Source organism: Delftia sp. RIT313 (assembly GCF_000632165.1).
GTDB lineage: Bacteria > Pseudomonadota > Gammaproteobacteria > Burkholderiales > Burkholderiaceae_C > Comamonas > Comamonas acidovorans.
The window spans coordinates 380064-399126 of sequence record NZ_JFYT01000001.1; the positions used below are offsets into that span (position 1 = coordinate 380064).

The window sequence follows — 19063 nt, forward strand, 5'->3', positions numbered from 1 at the left end:
AGTACGGCTGTGCTCGTTTTCTTGCCCTCGGCATTGGGATGTGCTATGTGCTCTCCAAAAAAGAGCAGCTGGTGCATGCGACACAAGGCTTGGCAAGGAATCAGTTGACAATTTCTCACGATGCAGGCAAGCCCGGCAACGGCGAGAAATCACCCCCTCGCTCACAGCCAGCGGCGCATCAACTCCATGATGCGGTCGAACCTTGCTCCATAGGGCGGATACAGCATCGAAGCCCCCGACCAGCGCGACTGCACGAACACCGCTTTCTGATGGCTCAGCCGTGCAAAGCCCTGCTCCGAATGGTAGGCACCCCAGCCGCTGTCGCCCACGCCGCCGAAGGGCAGGTTCTCGTGGGCGAAGTGCAGCAGGGTGTCGTTGACCGTCACCCCGCCGCTGATGGTGCGTGACAGCACGGCATCACGCACTTTCTCATCGCGGCCGAACCAGTACAGCGCCAGCGGCCTGGGCCCCGCATTGATGGCCGAGACCACGTCATCCAGCCTGTCGTAGCTGATCACGGGCAGGATGGGGCCGAAGATCTCCTCCTGCATGAGCTGCATCTGGCTGGTGGCATTGAAGACCAGGGCCGGCGCCATCTGGCGCTCCACGGCATCGCCCCAGGCCATGTCGGCGCTCTCCTGGCCGGCTCCGCCATCCTCCATCCACTCGACATGCGCCCCCATGCCCTGGGCCTGGCGCAGCATCTGCCGCAGGCGCGCCAGGTGGCGCTTGGTGAGGATGGCCGCATAGTCCGGATTGCCGGCAAAGCGCGGGAACAGCCGCCGCGCCGCGGTGCGGAAGGCCTCGGCAAACTCCGCCTCCTGCCCGCGCGGCAGCAGCACGTAGTCGGGGGCGATGCAGGTCTGGCCCGCGTTGACGAGCTTGCCATGCGCGATCTTGAGCGCGGCCTCCTTCAGGTCGCAGTCGGTGGAGATGATGCAGGGCGACTTGCCACCGAGCTCCAGCGTTGTCGGCGTCAGGTGCGCCGCCGCCGCCTGGGCCACGCGCCGGCCCACGGCAGTCGAGCCGGTGAACAGCAGATGGTCGAAGTGCAGGCCCGAGAACTGCGTGGCAATGCTCACATCGCCTTCGATGACGGCGAATTCCTCGGGCGCGAAAAACTGCCCCACCAGCGCTGCCAGCTGGGCCGAGGTGTGCGGCGTGAGTTCGCTGGGCTTGAGCATGACGCGGTTGCCCGCCGCCAGGGCCGTGATGGCCGGCCCCAGCGCCAGTTGCACCGGATAGTTCCACGGGGAAATCACCCCCACCACGCCCAGCGGCTGGCGCTCTATCCAGCCCCGGCCGGGCATGAGCATCAGCGGCGTTCGCACCCGCTGGCGCCCCGACCAGCGCGCCAGATGGCGCAGCGTGTGCTTGAGCAGGTTGCGCAGCACGAACAGCTCCACCATCTCGGTCAGCCGTGGCGAGCGCATGCCGAAGTCGGCCTGCACGGCGGCAGCCAGCACGGGGCCGTGCTCGTCCAGCAGCTTTTGCATGCGCAGCAGGCGCTCGCGGCGTACCAGCAGGGGCACGTCCACCTGCGCCCGGCTGGCCTGGTACTGAAGGTCGAAGACGCGGTGGAGATCCAGCTGGGTCATAGGCTCAATGGTAAGAAGACACTTGCATGCGCCGCATTCCAAGGATGCGGCGCGGCACATGTTGGCATGCAGCGGCAGGAAAAAAAAGGGAGCCTTGCACGGGCTCCCGAGGGTTTCAGACTATACGGGCCGCCACGCGCGGCCTGGGCACGAAGATGCACAGGCCGCGTAAAGGCTGCAGCAAGACGCTTCAGGGCTCGCGCACTTCACGGGGCTGAACGTCGGTCACCTCGCCCGCACCCGGCAGTACGCCAGCACCGGCGCGGCGGCCACCGCCCTCGGCAGCGCCATAGGCGCGCTGCGGACGCTGTGCCATCCACTCGGAGCCGGAGCGGTACACGGTCTGCCAGCCCGCCCGCGGGCTCATGCGCATGGCCCAGGGCATCACCGGCTGGCCGGTGAGCCTGGCCCACAGCGCCCGCACGGCCCAGACCAGGGCCAGCAGCGCCGCGGCGGTCAGCAGGCTGACAAAGAAGACCAGGCCCACAAGCATCAGCAGGATGCGAACGGCCCAGCGGGTCAGGGTGGCGACAAAATCGTTCAAAGCAAAGCCTTTCTTGGCTGGCCCGGTGCGTCAGGCGGGGTCTGCCGCATCGAACCGGAATACGCCCGGCTCCAGTACCGGGTCCACATGTACCGCAATCGTGCTCTTGGGCGGGAAGCGCCCTTCGAGCAGCAGTTTCGACAGCGGATTCTCGATCCGCTGCTGTATCGCGCGCTTGAGCGGCCGGGCCCCGAAAACGGGATCGAAGCCCACCTTGGCCAGTTCGGCCAGTGCCTGGTCGGACACCTGCAGCGCAAGGTCCATTTTCTCCAAACGACGCTCCAGCAGCTTGAGCTGAATCCTTGCGATCGACTCGATATTCTTCGCGTCGAGCGCATGGAAGACCACGGTTTCGTCGATGCGGTTGAGGAATTCGGGTCGGAAATGGTTCTTGAGTTCCCCCCAGACCGCATCTTTCACATCATCGTAGTCCTCGCCGACCATGGCCTGGATCAGCAAAGAGCCTATGTTGCTCGTCATCACGATGACCGTGTTCTTGAAGTCCACGGTGCGGCCCTGGCCATCGGTCAGGCGACCATCGTCCAGCACCTGCAGCAGCACGTTGAACACGTCGGGATGGGCCTTTTCGACCTCATCGAGCAGCAGCACGCTGTAGGGCTTGCGGCGCACGGCCTCGGTCAGGTAACCGCCTTCCTCGTAGCCCACGTAGCCAGGCGGCGCACCAATCAGGCGGGCCACGGAATGCTTTTCCATGAACTCGCTCATGTCGATGCGCACCAGATGGTCCTCGCTGTCGAACAGGAAGCCGGCCAGCGCCTTGCACAGCTCGGTCTTGCCCACGCCCGTGGGGCCCAGGAACAGGAAGGAGCCCGTGGGCCGGTTGGGATCGGACAGGCCCGAGCGCGAGCGGCGAATGGCATTGGCCACGGCCGAGATGGCCTCGTCCTGGCCGACGACGCGGTCATGCAGCCGGTCCTCCATGCGCAGCAGCTTGTCCTTCTCGCCCTGCATCATCTTGGCCACGGGAATGCCAGTAGCACGGCTGACCACTTCGGCAATTTCTTCGGCGCCGACATGGGTGCGCAGCAACCTGTGGGCGGGTGCGCCGCCCTGCCCCTGCTCGTTGGCCTGGGCTTCGTTGAGCTGCTTTTCCAGCGAGGGCAGCTTGCCGTACTGCAGCTCGGCCACCTTGTTGAAGTCGCCCTTGCGCTTGAGCTCCTCGATCTGGATGCGGATCTGGTCGATCTCCTTGCGGATCTGCTCGGAGCCCTGGGCGCTGGCCTTCTCGCTCTTCCAGACCTCTTCCAGGTCGGCGTACTCGCGCTCCAGGCTGCCGAGTTCTTCCTCGATCAGTTGCAGGCGCTTTTGCGAGGCCTCGTCCTTTTCCTTCTTCATGGCCTCGCGCTCGATCTTGAGCTGGATCATGCGGCGCTCGAGCTTGTCCATGACCTCGGGCTTGGAGTCGATCTCGATCTTGATCTTGGCCGCCGCCTCGTCGATCAGATCGATGGCCTTGTCGGGCAGGAAGCGGTCGGTGATGTAGCGGTGGCTCAGCTCGGCCGCAGCCACGATGGCCGGGTCGGTGATGTCCACGCCGTGGTGGGCCTCGTAGCGCACCTGCAGTCCGCGCAGGATGGCGATGGTGTCCTCCACGGAAGGCTCCTCGACCAGCACCTTCTGGAAGCGCCGCTCCAGCGCCGCATCCTTTTCGATGTACTTGCGGTATTCATCGAGCGTGGTCGCGCCGATGCAGTGCAGCTCGCCGCGCGCCAGGGCCGGCTTGAGCATATTGCCCGCGTCCATGGCGCCATCGGCCTTGCCCGCACCGACCATGGTGTGGATCTCGTCGATGAACAGGATGATGCGGCCCTCTTCCTGCGCCACTTCCTTGAGCACGGACTTCAGGCGTTCCTCGAAGTCGCCACGGTACTTGGCGCCGGCCAGCAGGCCCGCCATGTCCAGCGACAGCACGCGCTTGTTCTTGAGGCTTTCGGGCACCTCGCCGGCCACGATGCGCTGGGCCAGGCCCTCGACGATGGCGGTCTTGCCCACGCCGGGCTCGCCGATCAGCACGGGGTTGTTCTTGCTGCGGCGCTGCAGCACCTGGATGGAGCGGCGGATTTCGTCGTCACGCCCGATCACCGGATCGAGCTTGCCGATGCGCGCGCGCTCGGTCAGGTCCATGGTGTATTTCTTGAGGGCCTCGCGCTGGCCTTCGCCTTCGGCGCTGTCCATGGTCTGGCCGCCGCGCACGGCGTTGATGGCCGACTCCAGGCTGGAGCGCGTCACGCCGCTTTCCTTGAGCAGTTGGCCTGCGCGCGTGGAAGAGCCGCTGCTGTCGGTCAGCGCCAGCAGGAACAGCTCGCTGGCAATGAACTGGTCGCCGCGCTTGAGGGCTTCCTTCTCGGTCGCCTGCAGCAGCCGGCCCAGCTCGGAGCCGACCTGCACCTGGTCCTGGTGCTGCACGCGCGGCAGATCGGCCAGGGCCTTCTCGGCTGCGGCCTGCAGCTGGCCCACGTTGGCGCCGGCGCGCTGCAAGAGCGAGCGCGGACCATCGTCCTGGCGCAGCAGCGCCACGAGCAGGTGCAGGGGTTCGATATTGGATTGGTCACCGCCCAGGGCCAGCGTTTGCGCGTCGGCCAGGGCTTCCTGGAACTTGGTTGTCAGTTTGTCGATTCGCATGGTGTTTCTTTTCGCTCCTGAAACAGGGTCATTGCGATTTATCTGATACCGGCAGGGCAAATTTCAAGCCATGCCCGGTCTGCAAGGACAGACGCTTGCGCCAGATCAAGGCCGGCGAGGCCGGCCATCCTTCTCAAGCATTGCGCTGAAAAATCGAGAACTGCGTAGGCGTAACGCCCAAATGCGCCCGGAAGCTGCGTACCAGGTGGCTGGCGCTGGAAAAGCCGCAATCCAGCGCCAGCTCGGCCAGCGGCGGCACGTTGCGCGCAGACAGGGCGCGCCGTGCCCGGGCCAGGCGCTGCTGCAGCACCCATTCGTGCACCGTGCAGCCCATGCTCTGGCGGAACATGCGTGCGAAATGGAATTCGGAGAGGCAGGCCTGTCTCGCTAGTGCCGGCAGCGACACGGCCTTGGAGTCATGCAGATGCGCCTCGACATGGGCCAGCACCCTGCGCCGCATGGCCGCAGAAAGCCCGCCCAGCGGCCGCTGCAGCGCCTGCAGCTGGCGCGGCGTGGCGGACTGCAGCACCAGCCGGTCCACCAGCTGCTGGCCAATGGCATCGGCCGCCAGTTGCTGCTGCGGGTCCTGCCAGTCCAGCTGCATCAGCGCACGGGCACCGGCGTGGAAGGCCTGATCGTCCCCATAGATCTGCGCACGCAAGGTGCGCGAGCGGGGCTCGGCATCCAGCATGCGGACCACGCGCCCCGCCCAGGCCAGGTCGGACACATACAGGTGCAGGAACTGCACGGGCGAGCGCACCAGCCAGTGCGATTCGTCCTCTGGCGTGAAGATGCAGATGCGCCCCGGCGCCCCCATGGCCTCGGGCCGCGCCTTGAGCTGCGAGCCCTCGCCCCCGGCCAGGTAGACCGACAGCGTGTGGTGACCGGGCTGGCAGTAGCGCACCTCGTCGTCCACATTGGCCCAGACGGCCAGCTCCACCCCTTCGCTCAGGCGCACGCGCCGCTGCAGCCGGGCCTTGGAGCGTGACAGCACCTGGCACAGGTGGCTGGAGGGCAGCTCGGGCAGCGGCGTGGGCGTCATGGCAGCGATTGTGGTCCCGCAGCCATACCGACGCATGGCGCCAGGCCATCAAACCGCAGGAATCTGCCATGCCCGCCCAGCCTGCGGCGCCATCATCAACGGCCATGACTGCCACCCTCTATGCCCTGGTCGTGCTGATCTGGGGTTCGACCTGGATCGCCCTGAAGCTGCAGCTGGGCGCCGTGCCCGTGGAGCTGTCCATTGCCTACCGCTTTGCGCTGGCCGCCGTGCTGATGTTCGCCTGGCTAGCCTGGTCGCGACAGCTGCGCGTGCCCCGCGGCCCGGCGCTGCCGCGCGTGCTGGCGCAGGGCCTGTGCCTGTTCAGCTTCAACTTCGTGTGCTTCATGCATGCCAGCGAGACGCTGGCCAGCGGCCTGGCCGCCGTGGTGTTCTCCAGCGCCAATCTCTGGAACGCGCTGCTGGCGCGCATCATCCACGGCCGCAGGCTGGCGCCCCATGTGCTGGCCGGCAGCCTCTTTGGCCTTGCAGGCCTGGTGGCGCTGTTCTGGCCCGAGCTGCGCGCAGGCCGGCATGCCAGCCTGCCTGGCCTGGCCTGGGCGGTGCTGGGCACGCTGTGCTTTTCCTGCGGGAACATGCTGTCTGCGTCGCTGCAGTCCATGGGCTGGCGGCCCGCACAGACCAATGCCTGGGGCATGCTGGCCGGCACGCTGCTGCTGACCGGCTATGCGCTGGTGGCAGGCCTGCCCTGGCGCTTCGATGCCAGCTGGACCTATGTGGGCTCCTGGCTGTACCTGGCCATTCCAGGCTCGGTGATTGCGTTCACGGCCTACCTGACCCTGGTGGGCCGGCTGGGTCCGGAGAAGGCGGCCTATGCGACAGTGCTGTTCCCCATTGTTGCGCTCAGCATCTCGGCGCTTTTCGAGGGCTATGTCTGGACGCCGCTGGCCGTGGGCGGGCTGCTGCTGGTGATGTTCGGAAACCTGCTGGTGTTCCGCCCGCCGCAATGTTTACGGGGCGCCGCGCTCAAGACCTGAAGGCCCGCCGCCTCACTGGCGCCAGCGCGCCAGCGCCTCTTCGTCGCTGACGCGCGCATCCACCCAGCGCGCGCCCTCGGGCGTCTGTTCCTTCTTCCAGAAAGGCGCCAGCGACTTGAGGTAGTCCATGATGTATTCGCAGGCCTGGAAGGCCATGCCCCGGTGCGAGGCGGTGACGGCCACGAGCACGATCTGGTCCAGGGGCTGCAGCGGACCGATGCGGTGGATGACGCGCGCGCCATGGATGCCGAAGCGCTGGACCGCCTCGTCGATGATGGCCTCGATGGATTTCTCGGTCATGCCCGGGTAGTGCTCCAGCTCCATGCTGGCCACGGCGGCGCCCTCGTTGCGGTCACGCACCGTGCCGATGAAGCTGCAGACCGCGCCCACGCGCGCGTCGCCGCCGCGCAGTGCGGCGAGTTCGGCCGATACGTCGAAATCCTCGGTCTGGATGGATACACGGGCTGCTTGCATGCCCGCATTGTCGCAGGGCGGCGGCGCACCAGGGTGTGATGAACGCGGTAGCATTGCCCTCCCCCGCCCCCAGCGCTTTTTTGCTGCGGCGGGCCATGCATGGCCACACTCACGATCACCACCCCCGAATACACGCTCTACCCGTCGCCGCGCAACGAGCAGCGCGTGGTCTACGAGCACCAGCTGTTCGTGTCCCATCCCTACACCATCATCCATCTGCCCGACTACAACTTTCGCGGCAAGGCCACGCTGTTCGCAGCCCACCGCCTGGCCGACGGCAAGATGGGTCAGCTCGTGAGCTGCGAGCTGGCCGAGGACCTTGCACGCTTCGAGCGCCTGTTCGAACCCGATTGAGGCGCGCCATGGACGAGACCAGCCAGATACAGCCGCCGCCGAGCTTTGCCGCCCTGTATGCCGACCGGCACGGCCGGCTCAAGGCATCGATTGCAGACGTGGTCGGGCGCTATGAATTGTGCGAGGACCTGGCCAGCCACCTGGTCGAGCAGGCGCAGACGCTCTATCACTCCGGCAACTCCTCGGAGCAAGGCGTGCTGCTGGGCATGCACGCGGGCCTGGCGGCCGAGGGCTCCATCGTCAGCCCTGGCGAGGCGCGCTGGATCGTGCAGCGCCTGGCCGAGCTGCTGGAGTGGCAGGCACCGCTGCTGCCCGATGCATCACCCCCTCCCGGCGCCGAAGGCGCAGCCTGACAGCCCTCCAGGCGCTCAGGCGCGCTACACTGCGCGCCATGCCTGCAATCTTTGCCTTCCCCACATGCCACGGTGATGCCGTGCGCCTGTGCCTGGGCAAAGCCTGCAAACCCCAGCTCGTCTGACCGGAGCTGAGGTTCCGTCCAGATGAGCGACGGAACCGGCCCGGCAGCCTCCATCTCCCCTTCCCGCATCCCTTCAGGCGCCTGCCTTTCCGCCCTCGGTCTGGCCGGTGGCTGCGTCCGGTCGTTCATTGTTTGAATCACCCGAAGGGATCTTCCATGTCTTTGCCTTCCACCACCTCGCCGCAAGCCCGATTCCAGGGGCTGTGGCTTCCGCTGGTCACGCCCTTTCTTCCTGGAGATGAGGCGGCGGTGGACCACGGGGCGCTGCGCGCCCTGGTGCAGCACTACAACGCCACCGGCATCGCCGGCTACGTGGCCTGCGGCTCGACCGCCGAGGCCGCCGCGCTGAGCGAAGCGGAGCACGATGCCGCCCTGTCCACCATCCTCTCAGCGGCCCAGGGCATGCCCGTGGTCATGGGAGTTTCCGACTGCCACCTGGGGCATGCGCTGGCCCGCGTTCAGGCACTGAACGCCCTGCCGCTGGCCGGCATTCTGGTGCCCGCGCCGCATTACATACGCCCGTCGCAGGCGGGGCTGCTGCAGTGGTTCACGGCGATTGCCGAGCGCAGCGCCCATCCGGTCATCGTCTACGACATTCCCTACCGCACCGGCGTGGTGCTGGAGCTGGCCACGCTGCGTGCGCTGGCCGCACATGAGCGCATCGTGGCCATCAAGGATTGCGGGGGCGATGCCGCCAAGACCCAGGCACTGATCGCCGATGGGCAACTGCAGGTGCTGGCTGGCGAAGACGCGCAGATCTTTTCCACGCTGGCCCTGGGCGGTGCGGGAGCGATTGCTGCCAGCGCGCACGCGCATACACGGCACTTCGTCGCGTTGATGCAATGTCTGGAGCGTGGCGAACTTACCGCTGCCCGCGCGCTGTGGCAGCCGCTGCAGCCGCACATCGCCGCCTGCTTTGCCGAGCCCAATCCCGCACCCATCAAGGCCTTGCTGGCGCAGCAGGGCCGAATGCGGGCAACGCTGCGTGCGCCCATGCAGCCGGCATCGGCCGCGCTGGCGCAGCGGCTGGCCGGGATTCAGCTGCCGCTGCTGCCGTCTGCAGACGGTGTTGCAGAGCGCAGGTCGGCATAGCGGTTCAGGATGCGTTGCACCTGACCGTGCGTCCACTCGCCGCCCCGGGCCGCGGCAATGCCGCGCGCATTGAGTTCGGAGGCCATGGCGCGGTGCGTCAGGCCGCGCGCCTGCAGTTCGGCGAACAGCGCCTCATGCTGCTGGGCGAAGGCATCGGCCGTGGATTTGCGCTTTTCCACGGTGGCGCGCAGGTTGTCTGCGCCTGCACGGCCCAGTTGCACGCCGCGCGCCTTGGCCTCGGACAGGGCCTTGCGCGTGCGTGCACTGATGGCCTGGTCCACGGGCTTGTCGGTGGTCATTTGGGTCAACCTCCGGTCACGGGAGGGAAGAAAGCCACCTCGTCCCCCTGCCGAATGGCGGCACCGGCATCGCACAGGACCTGGTTCAGCGCCATGCGCACGGCCTTGCCAGGGGCCAGCGCTTCGGCGGCTGCACCGCCACGCGCAATCAGTTCCTCACGCAGCGCGCCCACGGTGGCGGCCTCGGTGGACAGGGTTTCGCTGCCCGTGCCCAGGGCTTCGCGGATGGAGGCGAAATAGCGCACGGTGATGGTGATGGCGATGGGGACGGCCTGGCTCATGACAGCAGCTCCGAAAAGGCGATGAAGCGCACCCGGTCGCCCGGCGCAATGGCCTGGCCCGGTGGGTTGTCCACCACGCCATCGCCCCAGGCCGCCGAGGTCAGCACGCCCGAACTCTGGTTGCGGAACAGCTCCAGCCCGCCGCTGTCGTTGTAGCGCACGCGCAGGAATTCGCGGCGCTTGTCCCCGCGCGGCCAATGGAAGTCGGCGCGCACCTCGACCGAGCGCGGCAGCGCCTGCTGCACGCCCTGCAGGCGCAGCACGAAGGGGCGCACCAGCAAAAGGAAGGTGACGAAGCTGGAGACCGGGTTGCCGGGCAGGCCGATGAAGTGGGCAAAGCCTTCGCCATCGCGGTTCACGCGGCCATAGGCGAAGGGCTTGCCGGGCTTGACGGCGATCTGCCAGAGGTCGAGCTGGCCCAGCGCCTGCACGGCGGGCTTGACATGGTCTTCCTCGCCGACCGACACCCCGCCGCTGGTCAGGATCAGGTCATGCGCGCGGGCCGCCTCGCGCAAAGCATCCACAGTGGCTTCGCGCCGGTCGGGGACGATGCCGAAGTCGGTGACCTCGCAGCCCATGCGCTGCAGCAGGGCGCGAAGGAAGAATCGGTTGCTGTTGTAGATGCTGCCTGGCGGCATCTGCTCGGGCGCCACGGTGCCCGGCATGACCAGCTCGTCACCTGTGGAGAACAGGGCCACGCGCGGCTTGCGTGCCACGCGCAAAGAGGCCAGGCCAATGCTGGCGGCCAGGCCCAGCTCGGCCGGCGACAGGCGCGTGCCGGCCGCGATGACGGTGGCGCCGCGCCGGATGTCTTCGCCCGAGCGGCGTATCCATTGCCCGGCCTCGGGCCGCACCTTGATGCGCACGCGACCATCTTCCAGGACTTCGCAGTCTTCCTGCATGACGATGGCATCGGCACCTTCGGGTACCGGGGCGCCCGTGAAGATGCGCGCCACCGTGCCGGCAGCCAGCGGCTGGCCCACGGCGCCTGCGGGGATGCGCTGCGAGACGGGCAGCTCGGCATTGCCCTGCGTGCATTCGGCGCTGCGCACGGCGTAGCCGTCCATGGCACTGTTGTCCTGGGGAGGCACTTGCAGCGGAGAGACGGCATCGGCCAGCAGCACACGGCCATCGGCATCGAAGCTGTCCACGGTGTCATCGCCGGCCAGCGGCAGGGCCTGGGCCAGCAATTCGGCCAGCGCTTCGTCAAGGGGCTTGAGCGGGGCTCGCATGGTGTTTTCCTAATTTCGAGGGAGGCCTGGGGCACGGTAGCGCAGTTGCTGCGCATGCTCCAGCAGCCATTGCAGTATCTGCCCTGGCGCATTGAGATCGAGCACGGGCTGGCGCGGCGGCTCTGGCAGGCGCTGCGGTGCGTCGGTGGCAATGGCCAGCACATGGGGGTCGTGCGGATACAGGGGCGCCTGGGTCTTGCCGGCGCTTGCGCGCTCGGGCTGATCGCGCCAGATCTCTATCTTGGGCAGGTCGGCGTGCTTGAAGCCTTCGACCAGCACCCAATCCACGCGCGGATCGAGTTCGGCCAGCATGTCGTGCACCGACAGCTCCGTGGGACGGGGGAATTCGCGCATCAGCGCCAGACGGCGATCCGAGGCCAGCACCACTTCATAGGCGCCCGCCTTGCGGTGGCGCCAGCTGTCCTTGCCCTCGTGATCGACATCGAAATGGTGGTGGGCATGCTTGACCACCGAAACGCTGAGCCCCAGCGCACGCATCAGCGTGATCAGGGGCTCCACCAGGCTGGTCTTGCCCGAGCCGGAGTAGCCGGCGAAGCCTATGACCTTCATCGCCATGCACTCCTGCTGCGGACCTTTGGGCAGCCCGGCTGCGGCATCAGTCGCAATGCCGGGCGATATAGGCCTTGACCTGCTCGGCGTCGGCCGGTAAGTCGGTCACGCGCTTGGGCAGGTCCTCGATGCCTTCGAACTTGGCCGGGCGATCGGGCAGGCGGCCCAGCGCCTCCTCGATGGTGGCGGCGAACTTGATGGGCAGTGCCGTCTCCAGCACGATCATGGGCACGCCGGCCTGCAGCTGCTCGCGCGCCACCTTGACGCCGTCGGCCGTGTGCGTGTCGATCATGGTGCCGAAGCGCTCAAAGGTATCGCGGATGGTGGCCAGACGGTCGGCATGCGTGCTCTTGCCGCTGACGAAGCCGTAGCGGGCAGCAGCTTCCTGGAACAGCGGGTTGCCGCCCAGGTCAAAGCGGCCCTGGCGTGCCACGCCCTCGGCGAACAATTCGCGCGTGGCCTGGCCATCACGGCCCAGCAGGTCGAACACGAAGCGTTCGAAGTTGCTGGCCTTGGAGATGTCCATCGAGGGGCTCGATGTCTCGTAGGTATGTTCGCTGCCGCGCACCACGTAGGCGCCCGTGCGGAAGAACTCGTCGAGCACGTCGTTCTCGTTGGTTGCCACCACCAGGCGCGCTATCGGCAGGCCCATCTGGCGCGCCACGTGGCCGGCGCAGATGTTGCCGAAGTTGCCGCTGGGCACCGTGAAGCTGACCTTCTGGTCATTGCTCTGCGTGGCCTGCAGGTAGCCGGCAAAGTAGTAGACGACCTGGGCCAGCAGACGGGCCCAGTTGATCGAGTTGACCGTGCCGATCTTGTACTTCGCCTTGAAGGCGTGGTCGTTGGAGACGGCCTTGACGATGTCCTGGCAGTCGTCGAACACGCCCTCGATGGCGATGTTGTGGATGTTGGCATCCTGCAGGCTGAACATCTGGGCCTGCTGGAAGGGGCTCATGCGGCCGCGCGGGCTGGTCATGAACACGCGCACACCCTGCTTGCCGCGCATGGCGTACTCGGCCGCGCTGCCGGTGTCACCGCTGGTGGCCCCCAGGATGTTCAGTTCCTCGCCACGGCGGCCCAGTTCGTACTCGAACAGGTTGCCCAGAAGCTGCATGGCCATGTCCTTGAAGGCCAGCGTGGGGCCGTTGGACAGGGCTTCGAGCCACAGGCCGTCTTCCAGCGGGCGCAGCGGCGTGATCTCGGCCGTGCCGAACACCTGCTGTGTATAGGTCTTGGCGCACAGGGCACGCAGATCCTCGGCCGGGATGTCGTCGATGTACAGGCTCAGGATCTCGAAGGCCAGGGCAGCGTAGCCCTGCTCCTTGTAGATGCTGCGCAGCTCGCCCAGGCGGGCGGCATCGATCTGCGGATAGTGCTCGGGCAGGTACAGCCCGCCATCGGGCGCCAGGCCCTCGAGCAGGATGTCGCAAAAGCGCTTGCGGTCCGCATGGCCGCGCGTGGAAAGATAAAGCATGTCGCTTCCTCGTCAGTATTCTGTGAGACGGGGCGCGGCCGATGCCAGGGATGCCGAGCAAGGGCCGCCCCGCAGCGAGGGCGTCGTCCCCCTCCCGCGTGCGAGAGAGGGGGAAGCGGCGCAGCCGCTCAGGGGGTGTCTTAGTTCAACTCTTCCTTGCGGATGCGGTTGATAGGGGCCAGCACCGTGGGCAGTTGCTGGATCTGGGCCAGGGCCGTGTCCATATCGCCTTCACGCGTGGCATGGGTCAGGATGATCAGGTCGGTCTGCGGCACGCCCTGGCTGCCTTCGCTGTCGCCGCTCACTTCGCCGGCCTCTCGCTGCAGCAGTGCGTCGATGCTGATGCCCATGCCCGCGAGGATGCTGGTGATCTTGGCCAGCACACCGGCTTCGTCGGCCACGCGGATGCGCAGGTAGTAGCTGGTGACCACCTCGCTCATGGGCAGCACGGGCAGCTCGCCACCTGCGGCGACCAGCGTGTTCGACTGGAAGGCCAGCGGGGGCACGCGGTGCTCGGGATCGGCCGTGTGCAGGCGGGCGATGTCCACCAGATCGGCGATCACGGCGCTGGCCGTGGGCTCGGAGCCCGCGCCCTTGCCGTAGTACAGCGTGGTGCCCACGGCATCGCCATGGACGACGACGGCGTTCATTGCGCCTTCCACGTTGGCGATCAGGCGCTTGGTCGGCACCAGGCTGGGGTGCACGCGCAGCTCGATGCCCTTGTCCGTGCGCTTGGTGATGCCCAGCAGCTTGATGCGGTAGCCCAGTTGCTCGGCGTACTTGATGTCGGCCGCAGACAGCTTGGTGATGCCTTCCACATGCGCCTTGTCGAACTGCACGGGAATGCCGAAGGCGATGGCGCTCATCAGCGTGACCTTGTGGGCGGCGTCCACGCCTTCGATGTCGAAGGTCGGATCGGCTTCGGCATAGCCCAGGCGCTGGGCTTCCTTGAGCACCACGTCGAAGTCCAGGCCCTTGTCGCGCATTTCGGACAGGATGAAGTTGGTCGTGCCGTTGATGATGCCGGCCACCCACTGGATCTGGTTGGCCGTCAGGCCTTCGCGCAGCGCCTTGATGATGGGGATGCCACCGGCCACGGCCGCTTCGTAGGCCACCATCACGCCCTTCTCGGCGGCGGCCTTGAAGATTTCGCTGCCATGCACGGCCAGCAAGGCCTTGTTGGCCGTGACCACATGCTTGCCGGCGGCAATGGCTTCCAGCACCAGGGCCTTGGCAATGCCGTAGCCGCCGATCAGCTCGATCACCACGTCGATCTCGGGGTTGGCGATGATCTCGCGCGCATCGCCGACCACCTTGGCCGTGTCGCCCACGACGGAGCGGGCGCGTTCCGTATCCAGGTCGGCCACCATGGCAATCTCAATACCGCGGCCCGCACGGCGGCGGATCTCTTCCTGATTGCGCTGCAGCACGTTGAAGGTGCCGCTGCCCACGGTGCCAATGCCCAGAAGGCCTACTTGGATCGGTTTCATAAACTACTTGCCAGTCAAAAAACGCTGCGGCGCCCAGAGGGTGCGCGCCGGCAGCCGGTAAAAAGCAATGGCCGGCGGAAGGCCCTCCCCTCCACCGGCCCGCACAGCTCAGCCGCGGTCCGTGCCGTGGCGCTTGCGGTATTTCTCGAGGAACACTGCGAGACGGCGGATGGCCTCGCGCAGGTCGGTGTCGTGCGGCAGGAAGACGATGCGGAAATGGTCGGGGTGCGGCCAGTTGAAGCCTGTTCCCTGCACCAGCATGACCTTGGTCTCTTGCAGCACTTCCAGGAAGAACGCCTGGTCATCCTTGATCGGGTAGATCTCGGGGTCCAGGCGCGGGAACATGTACAGCGCGGCTTGCGGCTTGACGCAGCTCACGCCGGGGATTTCGGTGATCAGCTTGTGGGCCAGATCGCGCTGCACGCGCAGCCGGCCGCCCTCCTGCACCAGCTCGTCGATGCTCTGGTGGCCGCCCAGCGCCGTCTGCACGGCCCATTGGCCGGGCACATTGGCGCACAGGCGCATGTTGGAGAGCATGTTCAGGCCCTCGATATAGTCCCGGGCCGCCTTCTTGTCGCCCGAGACCACCATCCAGCCGGCGCGGTAGCCGCAGCTGCGATAGGCCTTGGACAGCGAGTTGAAGGTCAGCGTCAGCACATCGGTGGACAGGCTGGCGAGCGGCGTGTGCACCACGTCGTCGTACAACACCTTGTCATAGACCTCGTCGGCAAAGATCACCAGGCCATGCTCGCGGGCCAGCGCCACGATGCTTTGCAGCAGCTGCTTGCTGTACAGGGCGCCCGTCGGGTTGTTGGGATTGATGACGACGATGCCCTTGGTGCGCGGCGTGATCTTGGCGCGGATGTCGTCCAGGTCGGGCATCCAGCCGTTGGACTCGTCACACATATAGTGCACGGGCGTGCCGCCCGACAGGCTGGTGACGGCGGTCCACAGCGGATAGTCGGGCGCCGGCAGCAGCATCTCGTCGCCGTCGTCCAGCAGCGCGTTCGTGGCCAGGCTGATCAGCTCGGATGCGCCATTGCCCAGGTAGATATCGTCCAGCGTCACGCCCAGGATGCCCTGGCGCTGGGTCTCGTGCATCACGGCCTTGCGCGCCGCGAAGATGCCCTTGCTGTCCGAGTAGCCTGCCGAATTGGGCAGGTTGCGGATCATGTCCTGCTGCACTTCCTCGGGGGCATCGAAGCCGAACACGGCCAGGTTGCCGATATTGAGCTTGATGATCTTCTGGCCGTCCTCTTCCATCTTCTTCGCCGCGTCCATGATGGGCCCGCGGATGTCATAACAGACGTTGGCTAGTTTTGCGGATTTGAGAACGGTTTTCATGCTGAGAATATGAAAGTGGCCGGCGCGGGCTTGCGGCCTTCATGCACGCCAAAGTGCCCCATGCACCCTGGTGAAACCTATAATTTGACCACAGTTCCGCAATGCAGCATCGCCCTGGCCCCGGCCATGTGGCGGCCACCCCCTTCGCGCAGACCGCGCCACCCTCATCCATGAAATTCCACGCCGACAAATCCGAAGCACAGAGCATCACGGGCTATGGCCCCGGCTGGGTCGCCGTGGACAGGGAAAAATTCGAGCACAGCCTGCTGGTAGGCGCCAAGGGCCTGCGCCAGGCCTGGGACTGCATCCGCTTCGAGGACCTGACGCCCGAGCATTTCGAGGCGCTGTCCCAACTGGATGCCGAGGTCATCATCCTGGGCAGCGGCCAGCGCAACCGCTTCCCGCCGGCGGCCTGGCTGCGCCCCCTCATGGCCCGGCGCATAGGCCTGGAAAGCATGGACACGCAGGCCGCGTGTCGCACCTACAACATCCTTGCCAGCGAAGGCCGTAACGTCGTCGCGGCCCTACTCTTGGAGTAGACTCCTGCCCCCCTGATTGGGTGAAATCCCGTTTTCAGGGTAAAATTGCAGGTTGCGGTTGGGGGCATTTCCGATAAAAGCAAAAACACAAACACGGCCCTCGGCATTTCAACGACTACACCCGAGAGATATAAGCGCATGGCGATCGTTGTCAACAAACCCCTTCCCGAATTTGAAGCCAACGCTACCGGCGGGATCAAGGTGACCAACACCTCCCACACGGGCCAGATTCTGATCCTGTATTTCTACCCAAAGGACAATACGCCTGGCTGCACCACTGAAGCCATGCAGTTCCGCGACAAGTACAAGGACTTCGTGAAAGCTGGTGCCACCGTGTTTGGCGTCTCGCGCGACAACATGAAGTCGCACGACGACTTCAAGGAAAAGCTGGAACTGCCGTTCGAGCTCATCGCCGACACGGAAGAAAAGATGTGCCACATGTTCGGTGTGGTCAAGAACAAGATCATGTACGGCAAGAAGGTGAAGGGCATCGAGCGTTCCACCTTCCTGGTGGGCACCGATGGCCTGCTGGTGCAGGAATGGCGCGGCCTGAAGGTCCCCGGCCACGTTGACGAGGTGCTCAAGGCTGTCAAGACCCTGAAGGCACTGAAGCAGGCCGCCTGATAGCGACAATCTGACAGGCGACAAAGCGCCGGCCGACATATTCAGGCCATCAGCCTATGCATAATGGGACGATGCCTCTTAGCAAAGACGCTTTTCCCTGTCACCCCACCAAAGCCGCCTCGGTTTCCAGGCGGCTTTGTGCTTTTTGATCCCTGTTGAGGAACGGTTCGTCCACTATGCCCCTGCCCCCCGCACCCGGCCGCCGTGCCGCCAAGCTCTCCCCCGAAGCCTTTCTTCCCGTGCGCGGTGCCCAGCACGCAGACCCCCTGCCCGCTGACGATCTTCCCGATGCAGCCGAGGCCGTAGCTGCCGCCGCGACGCGCAAGCGCAAGCCGGCCCCAGCCGCCGCCTCCAACAACACCGCCACAACTGCAAAGCCCGCACCGGCGCGCGGCCGCAACACCAAGCCCGCATCACCGGCACCGGCTCCTGCGCCCGCGACTGCAGCCCCTGCCAATCGGCAGCGCCGCGCAACCGACAATTCCAACGCAACGGCAGCGCCGTCCAGCGCCCGCTCGGCAAAAAGGTCCTCCACTGAAGCCAAGCCGGCAGCACTGCTGGCAGCGCCGGTTCGCCCGCGCCGCACGCGCACAGGGCCGAAGACGCTGTTCGTGCTCGACACCAACGTGCTGCTGCACGACCCGACCAGCCTGTTCCGCTTCGAGGAACACGACATCTTCCTGCCCATGGTGGTGCTGGAAGAACTCGACGGCCACAAGAAGGGCATGACCGAAGTGGCGCGCAACGGCCGCCAAGTCAGTCGCACACTGGATTCGCTGGTCGCCTCCCAGCCCTCCGAAACGCTGGACAAAGGCCTGCCGCTGAATGCCACGGGCCAGCGCAGCGCCACGGGAATGCTGTATTTCCAGACGGAACCGCTGGAAACCTCGCTGCCCGACAGCCTGCCCCAGGGCAAGGCGGACAACCAGATCCTGGGCGTGGTCGCCGCGCTGCGCAAGAAGTTCAGCGAGCGCGAAGTCGTGCTGGTGTCCAAGGACATCAACATGCGCGTCAAGGCACGCGCGCTGGGCCTGGCGGCCGAGGACTACCAGAACGACAAGGTACTGGACGACGGCGATCTGCTGTACGCAGGCGCCCTGGCCCTGCCCCAGGACTTCTGGGCCAAGGCGGGCAAGAACGTCGAGAGCTGGCAGGAAGGCGCCATCACCTACTACCGCATCAGCGGCGCCATCGTCGACCAGCTGATGATCAATCAGTTCGTCTACCACGAGGCACCGGGCGAGCCCAGCCTGTTCATGCGCGTGACCGAGATCCGCGACAAGACGGCCGTGCTCAAGACGCTCAAGGACTTCGGCAATCCCAAGTACGCCGTCTGGGGCGTCACGGCACGCAACCGCGAACAGAACTTCGCGATGAACCTGCTGATGAACCCGGACATTGACCTGGTCACGCTGACCGGCACGGCCGGCACCGGCAAGACCCTGCTGGCCCTGGCTGCCGGCCTGTCCCAGGTGCTGGACGACCGCCGCTACACTGAGATCATCATGACGCGCGCCACGGTGAGCGTGGGTGAGGACATCGGCTTCCTGCCCGGCACCGAGGAAGAGAAGATGGGTCCCTGGATGGGCGCCCTCGACGACAACCTCGAATTCCTGGCCAAGGGCGATGGCGGCAATGCCGGCGAATGGGGCCGCGCGGCAACCAATGAGCTGATCCGCAGCCGCATCAAGATCAAGAGCATGAACTTCATGCGCGGTCGCACCTTCCTGAACAAGTACGTCATCATCGACGAGGCCCAGAACCTGACGCCCAAGCAGATGAAGACCCTGATCACGCGCGCCGGCCCCGGCACCAAGATCATCTGCATGGGCAATCTGGCGCAGATCGACACGCCCTACCTGACCGAAGGCTCCTCGGGCCTGACCTACGCCGTGGACCGCTTCAAGGGCTGGCCGCACAGCGGCCACATCACGCTGGCGCGCGGCGAGCGTTCGCGCCTGGCAGACTTCGCCAGCGAGGTGCTCTAAGC

Annotated in this window: 19 protein-coding genes; 7 read left to right on the forward strand and 12 right to left on the reverse strand. The window is 66.2% G+C overall.

The window, feature by feature from the left end; all coding sequences use genetic code 11:
• Nucleotides 1–161 precede the first annotated feature (161 nt).
• From BW39_RS01640 to BW39_RS01655, 4 genes are all read right to left on the reverse strand, one after another.
• Nucleotides 162–1658 carry a coniferyl aldehyde dehydrogenase gene (locus tag BW39_RS01640; protein WP_081816107.1) on the reverse strand — a complete coding sequence of 499 codons (1497 nt, stop codon included), beginning with the start codon at nt 1656–1658 and terminating at the stop codon, nt 162–164.
• Nucleotides 1659–1788: 130 nt separating this feature from the next.
• Nucleotides 1789–2142: a hypothetical protein gene (locus tag BW39_RS01645; RefSeq protein ID WP_012207005.1), complete on the reverse strand. Its 354-nt coding sequence runs from the start codon at nt 2140–2142 to the stop codon at nt 1789–1791.
• A gap of 30 nt (nt 2143–2172) precedes the next feature.
• Nucleotides 2173–4785 (reverse strand): ATP-dependent chaperone ClpB, encoded by a 2613-nt coding sequence (gene clpB / locus BW39_RS01650; protein WP_012207006.1) that lies wholly within the window; start codon nt 4783–4785, stop codon nt 2173–2175.
• 133 nt (nt 4786–4918) lie between these two features.
• Nucleotides 4919–5827 (reverse strand): AraC family transcriptional regulator, encoded by a 909-nt coding sequence (locus BW39_RS01655; protein WP_013801038.1) that lies wholly within the window; start codon nt 5825–5827, stop codon nt 4919–4921.
• Between the two features lie 104 nt (nt 5828–5931).
• Between BW39_RS01655 and BW39_RS01660 the strand changes: the two genes are divergently transcribed.
• Complete coding sequence (locus BW39_RS01660) at nt 5932–6822, forward strand: DMT family transporter (protein ID WP_235264135.1); 891 nt, start codon at nt 5932–5934, stop codon at nt 6820–6822.
• A 12-nt stretch (nt 6823–6834) separates the two neighbouring features.
• Here the strand turns inward: BW39_RS01660 and BW39_RS01665 are convergent, their stop codons facing one another.
• Nucleotides 6835–7296: a molybdenum cofactor biosynthesis protein MoaE gene (locus BW39_RS01665; protein WP_034396618.1), complete on the reverse strand. Its 462-nt coding sequence runs from the start codon at nt 7294–7296 to the stop codon at nt 6835–6837.
• Nucleotides 7297–7395: 99 nt separating this feature from the next.
• Between BW39_RS01665 and BW39_RS01670 the strand changes: the two genes are divergently transcribed.
• The 3 genes from BW39_RS01670 (at nt 7396) to dapA (ending at nt 9220) form a co-directional block, all read left to right on the forward strand.
• The gene (locus BW39_RS01670; RefSeq protein WP_012207010.1) at nt 7396–7650 is read left to right on the forward strand and encodes a hypothetical protein; all 255 of its coding nucleotides are present in this window, start codon (nt 7396–7398) and stop codon (nt 7648–7650) included.
• A gap of 8 nt (nt 7651–7658) precedes the next feature.
• Entirely contained in the window at nt 7659–8003 is a 345-nt protein-coding gene (locus tag BW39_RS01675) for a hypothetical protein (RefSeq protein ID WP_013801035.1), read from the forward strand.
• A 281-nt stretch (nt 8004–8284) separates the two neighbouring features.
• On the forward strand, nt 8285–9220 hold the full coding sequence (dapA, locus tag BW39_RS01680) for a 4-hydroxy-tetrahydrodipicolinate synthase (RefSeq protein WP_043819261.1): 936 nt from the start codon (nt 8285–8287) through the stop codon (nt 9218–9220).
• Here the strand turns inward: dapA and BW39_RS01685 are convergent.
• The 7 genes from BW39_RS01685 to BW39_RS01715 all read right to left on the reverse strand — a co-directional run bounded on the left by BW39_RS01685 (nt 9166) and on the right by BW39_RS01715 (nt 15910).
• Entirely contained in the window at nt 9166–9519 is a 354-nt protein-coding gene (locus tag BW39_RS01685; protein WP_013801033.1) for a recombinase family protein, read from the reverse strand. The two genes, dapA and BW39_RS01685, sit on opposite strands and share 55 nt — an antisense overlap.
• Nucleotides 9520–9524: 5 nt before the next feature.
• Nucleotides 9525–9800, reverse strand: a complete 276-nt coding sequence (gene moaD / locus BW39_RS01690) for a molybdopterin converting factor subunit 1 (protein ID WP_013801032.1) — start codon at nt 9798–9800, stop codon at nt 9525–9527.
• Nucleotides 9797–11032: a molybdopterin molybdotransferase MoeA gene (locus BW39_RS01695; RefSeq protein ID WP_043819263.1), complete on the reverse strand. Its 1236-nt coding sequence runs from the start codon at nt 11030–11032 to the stop codon at nt 9797–9799. Before BW39_RS01695 ends, moaD begins: the two co-directional genes overlap by 4 nt.
• 9 nt (nt 11033–11041) lie before the next feature.
• Nucleotides 11042–11602, reverse strand: coding sequence for a molybdopterin-guanine dinucleotide biosynthesis protein B (gene mobB, locus BW39_RS01700; protein WP_043819265.1), 561 nt, complete (start codon nt 11600–11602; stop codon nt 11042–11044).
• Nucleotides 11603–11648: 46 nt separating this feature from the next.
• Nucleotides 11649–13076: a threonine synthase gene (gene thrC / locus BW39_RS01705; RefSeq protein WP_043819267.1), complete on the reverse strand. Its 1428-nt coding sequence runs from the start codon at nt 13074–13076 to the stop codon at nt 11649–11651.
• Between the two features lie 140 nt (nt 13077–13216).
• Nucleotides 13217–14566, reverse strand: a complete 1350-nt coding sequence (locus tag BW39_RS01710) for a homoserine dehydrogenase (protein ID WP_012207018.1) — start codon at nt 14564–14566, stop codon at nt 13217–13219.
• Between the two features lie 108 nt (nt 14567–14674).
• Nucleotides 14675–15910 (reverse strand): pyridoxal phosphate-dependent aminotransferase, encoded by a 1236-nt coding sequence (locus BW39_RS01715; RefSeq protein WP_013801028.1) that lies wholly within the window; start codon nt 15908–15910, stop codon nt 14675–14677.
• Between the two features lie 170 nt (nt 15911–16080).
• Here BW39_RS01715 and BW39_RS01720 point away from each other — a divergent pair, with 170 nt between their 5' ends.
• The 3 genes from BW39_RS01720 to BW39_RS01730 all read left to right on the forward strand — a co-directional run bounded on the left by BW39_RS01720 (nt 16081) and on the right by BW39_RS01730 (nt 19061).
• On the forward strand, nt 16081–16449 hold the full coding sequence (locus BW39_RS01720) for an Mth938-like domain-containing protein (RefSeq protein WP_043819310.1): 369 nt from the start codon (nt 16081–16083) through the stop codon (nt 16447–16449).
• Nucleotides 16450–16587: 138 nt separating this feature from the next.
• Entirely contained in the window at nt 16588–17073 is a 486-nt protein-coding gene (locus tag BW39_RS01725; RefSeq protein ID WP_013801026.1) for a peroxiredoxin, read from the forward strand.
• Nucleotides 17074–17249: 176 nt separating this feature from the next.
• Nucleotides 17250–19061, forward strand: coding sequence for a PhoH family protein (locus tag BW39_RS01730; RefSeq protein ID WP_043819268.1), 1812 nt, complete (start codon nt 17250–17252; stop codon nt 19059–19061).
• The last annotated feature ends 2 nt before the right edge of the window (nt 19062–19063 follow it).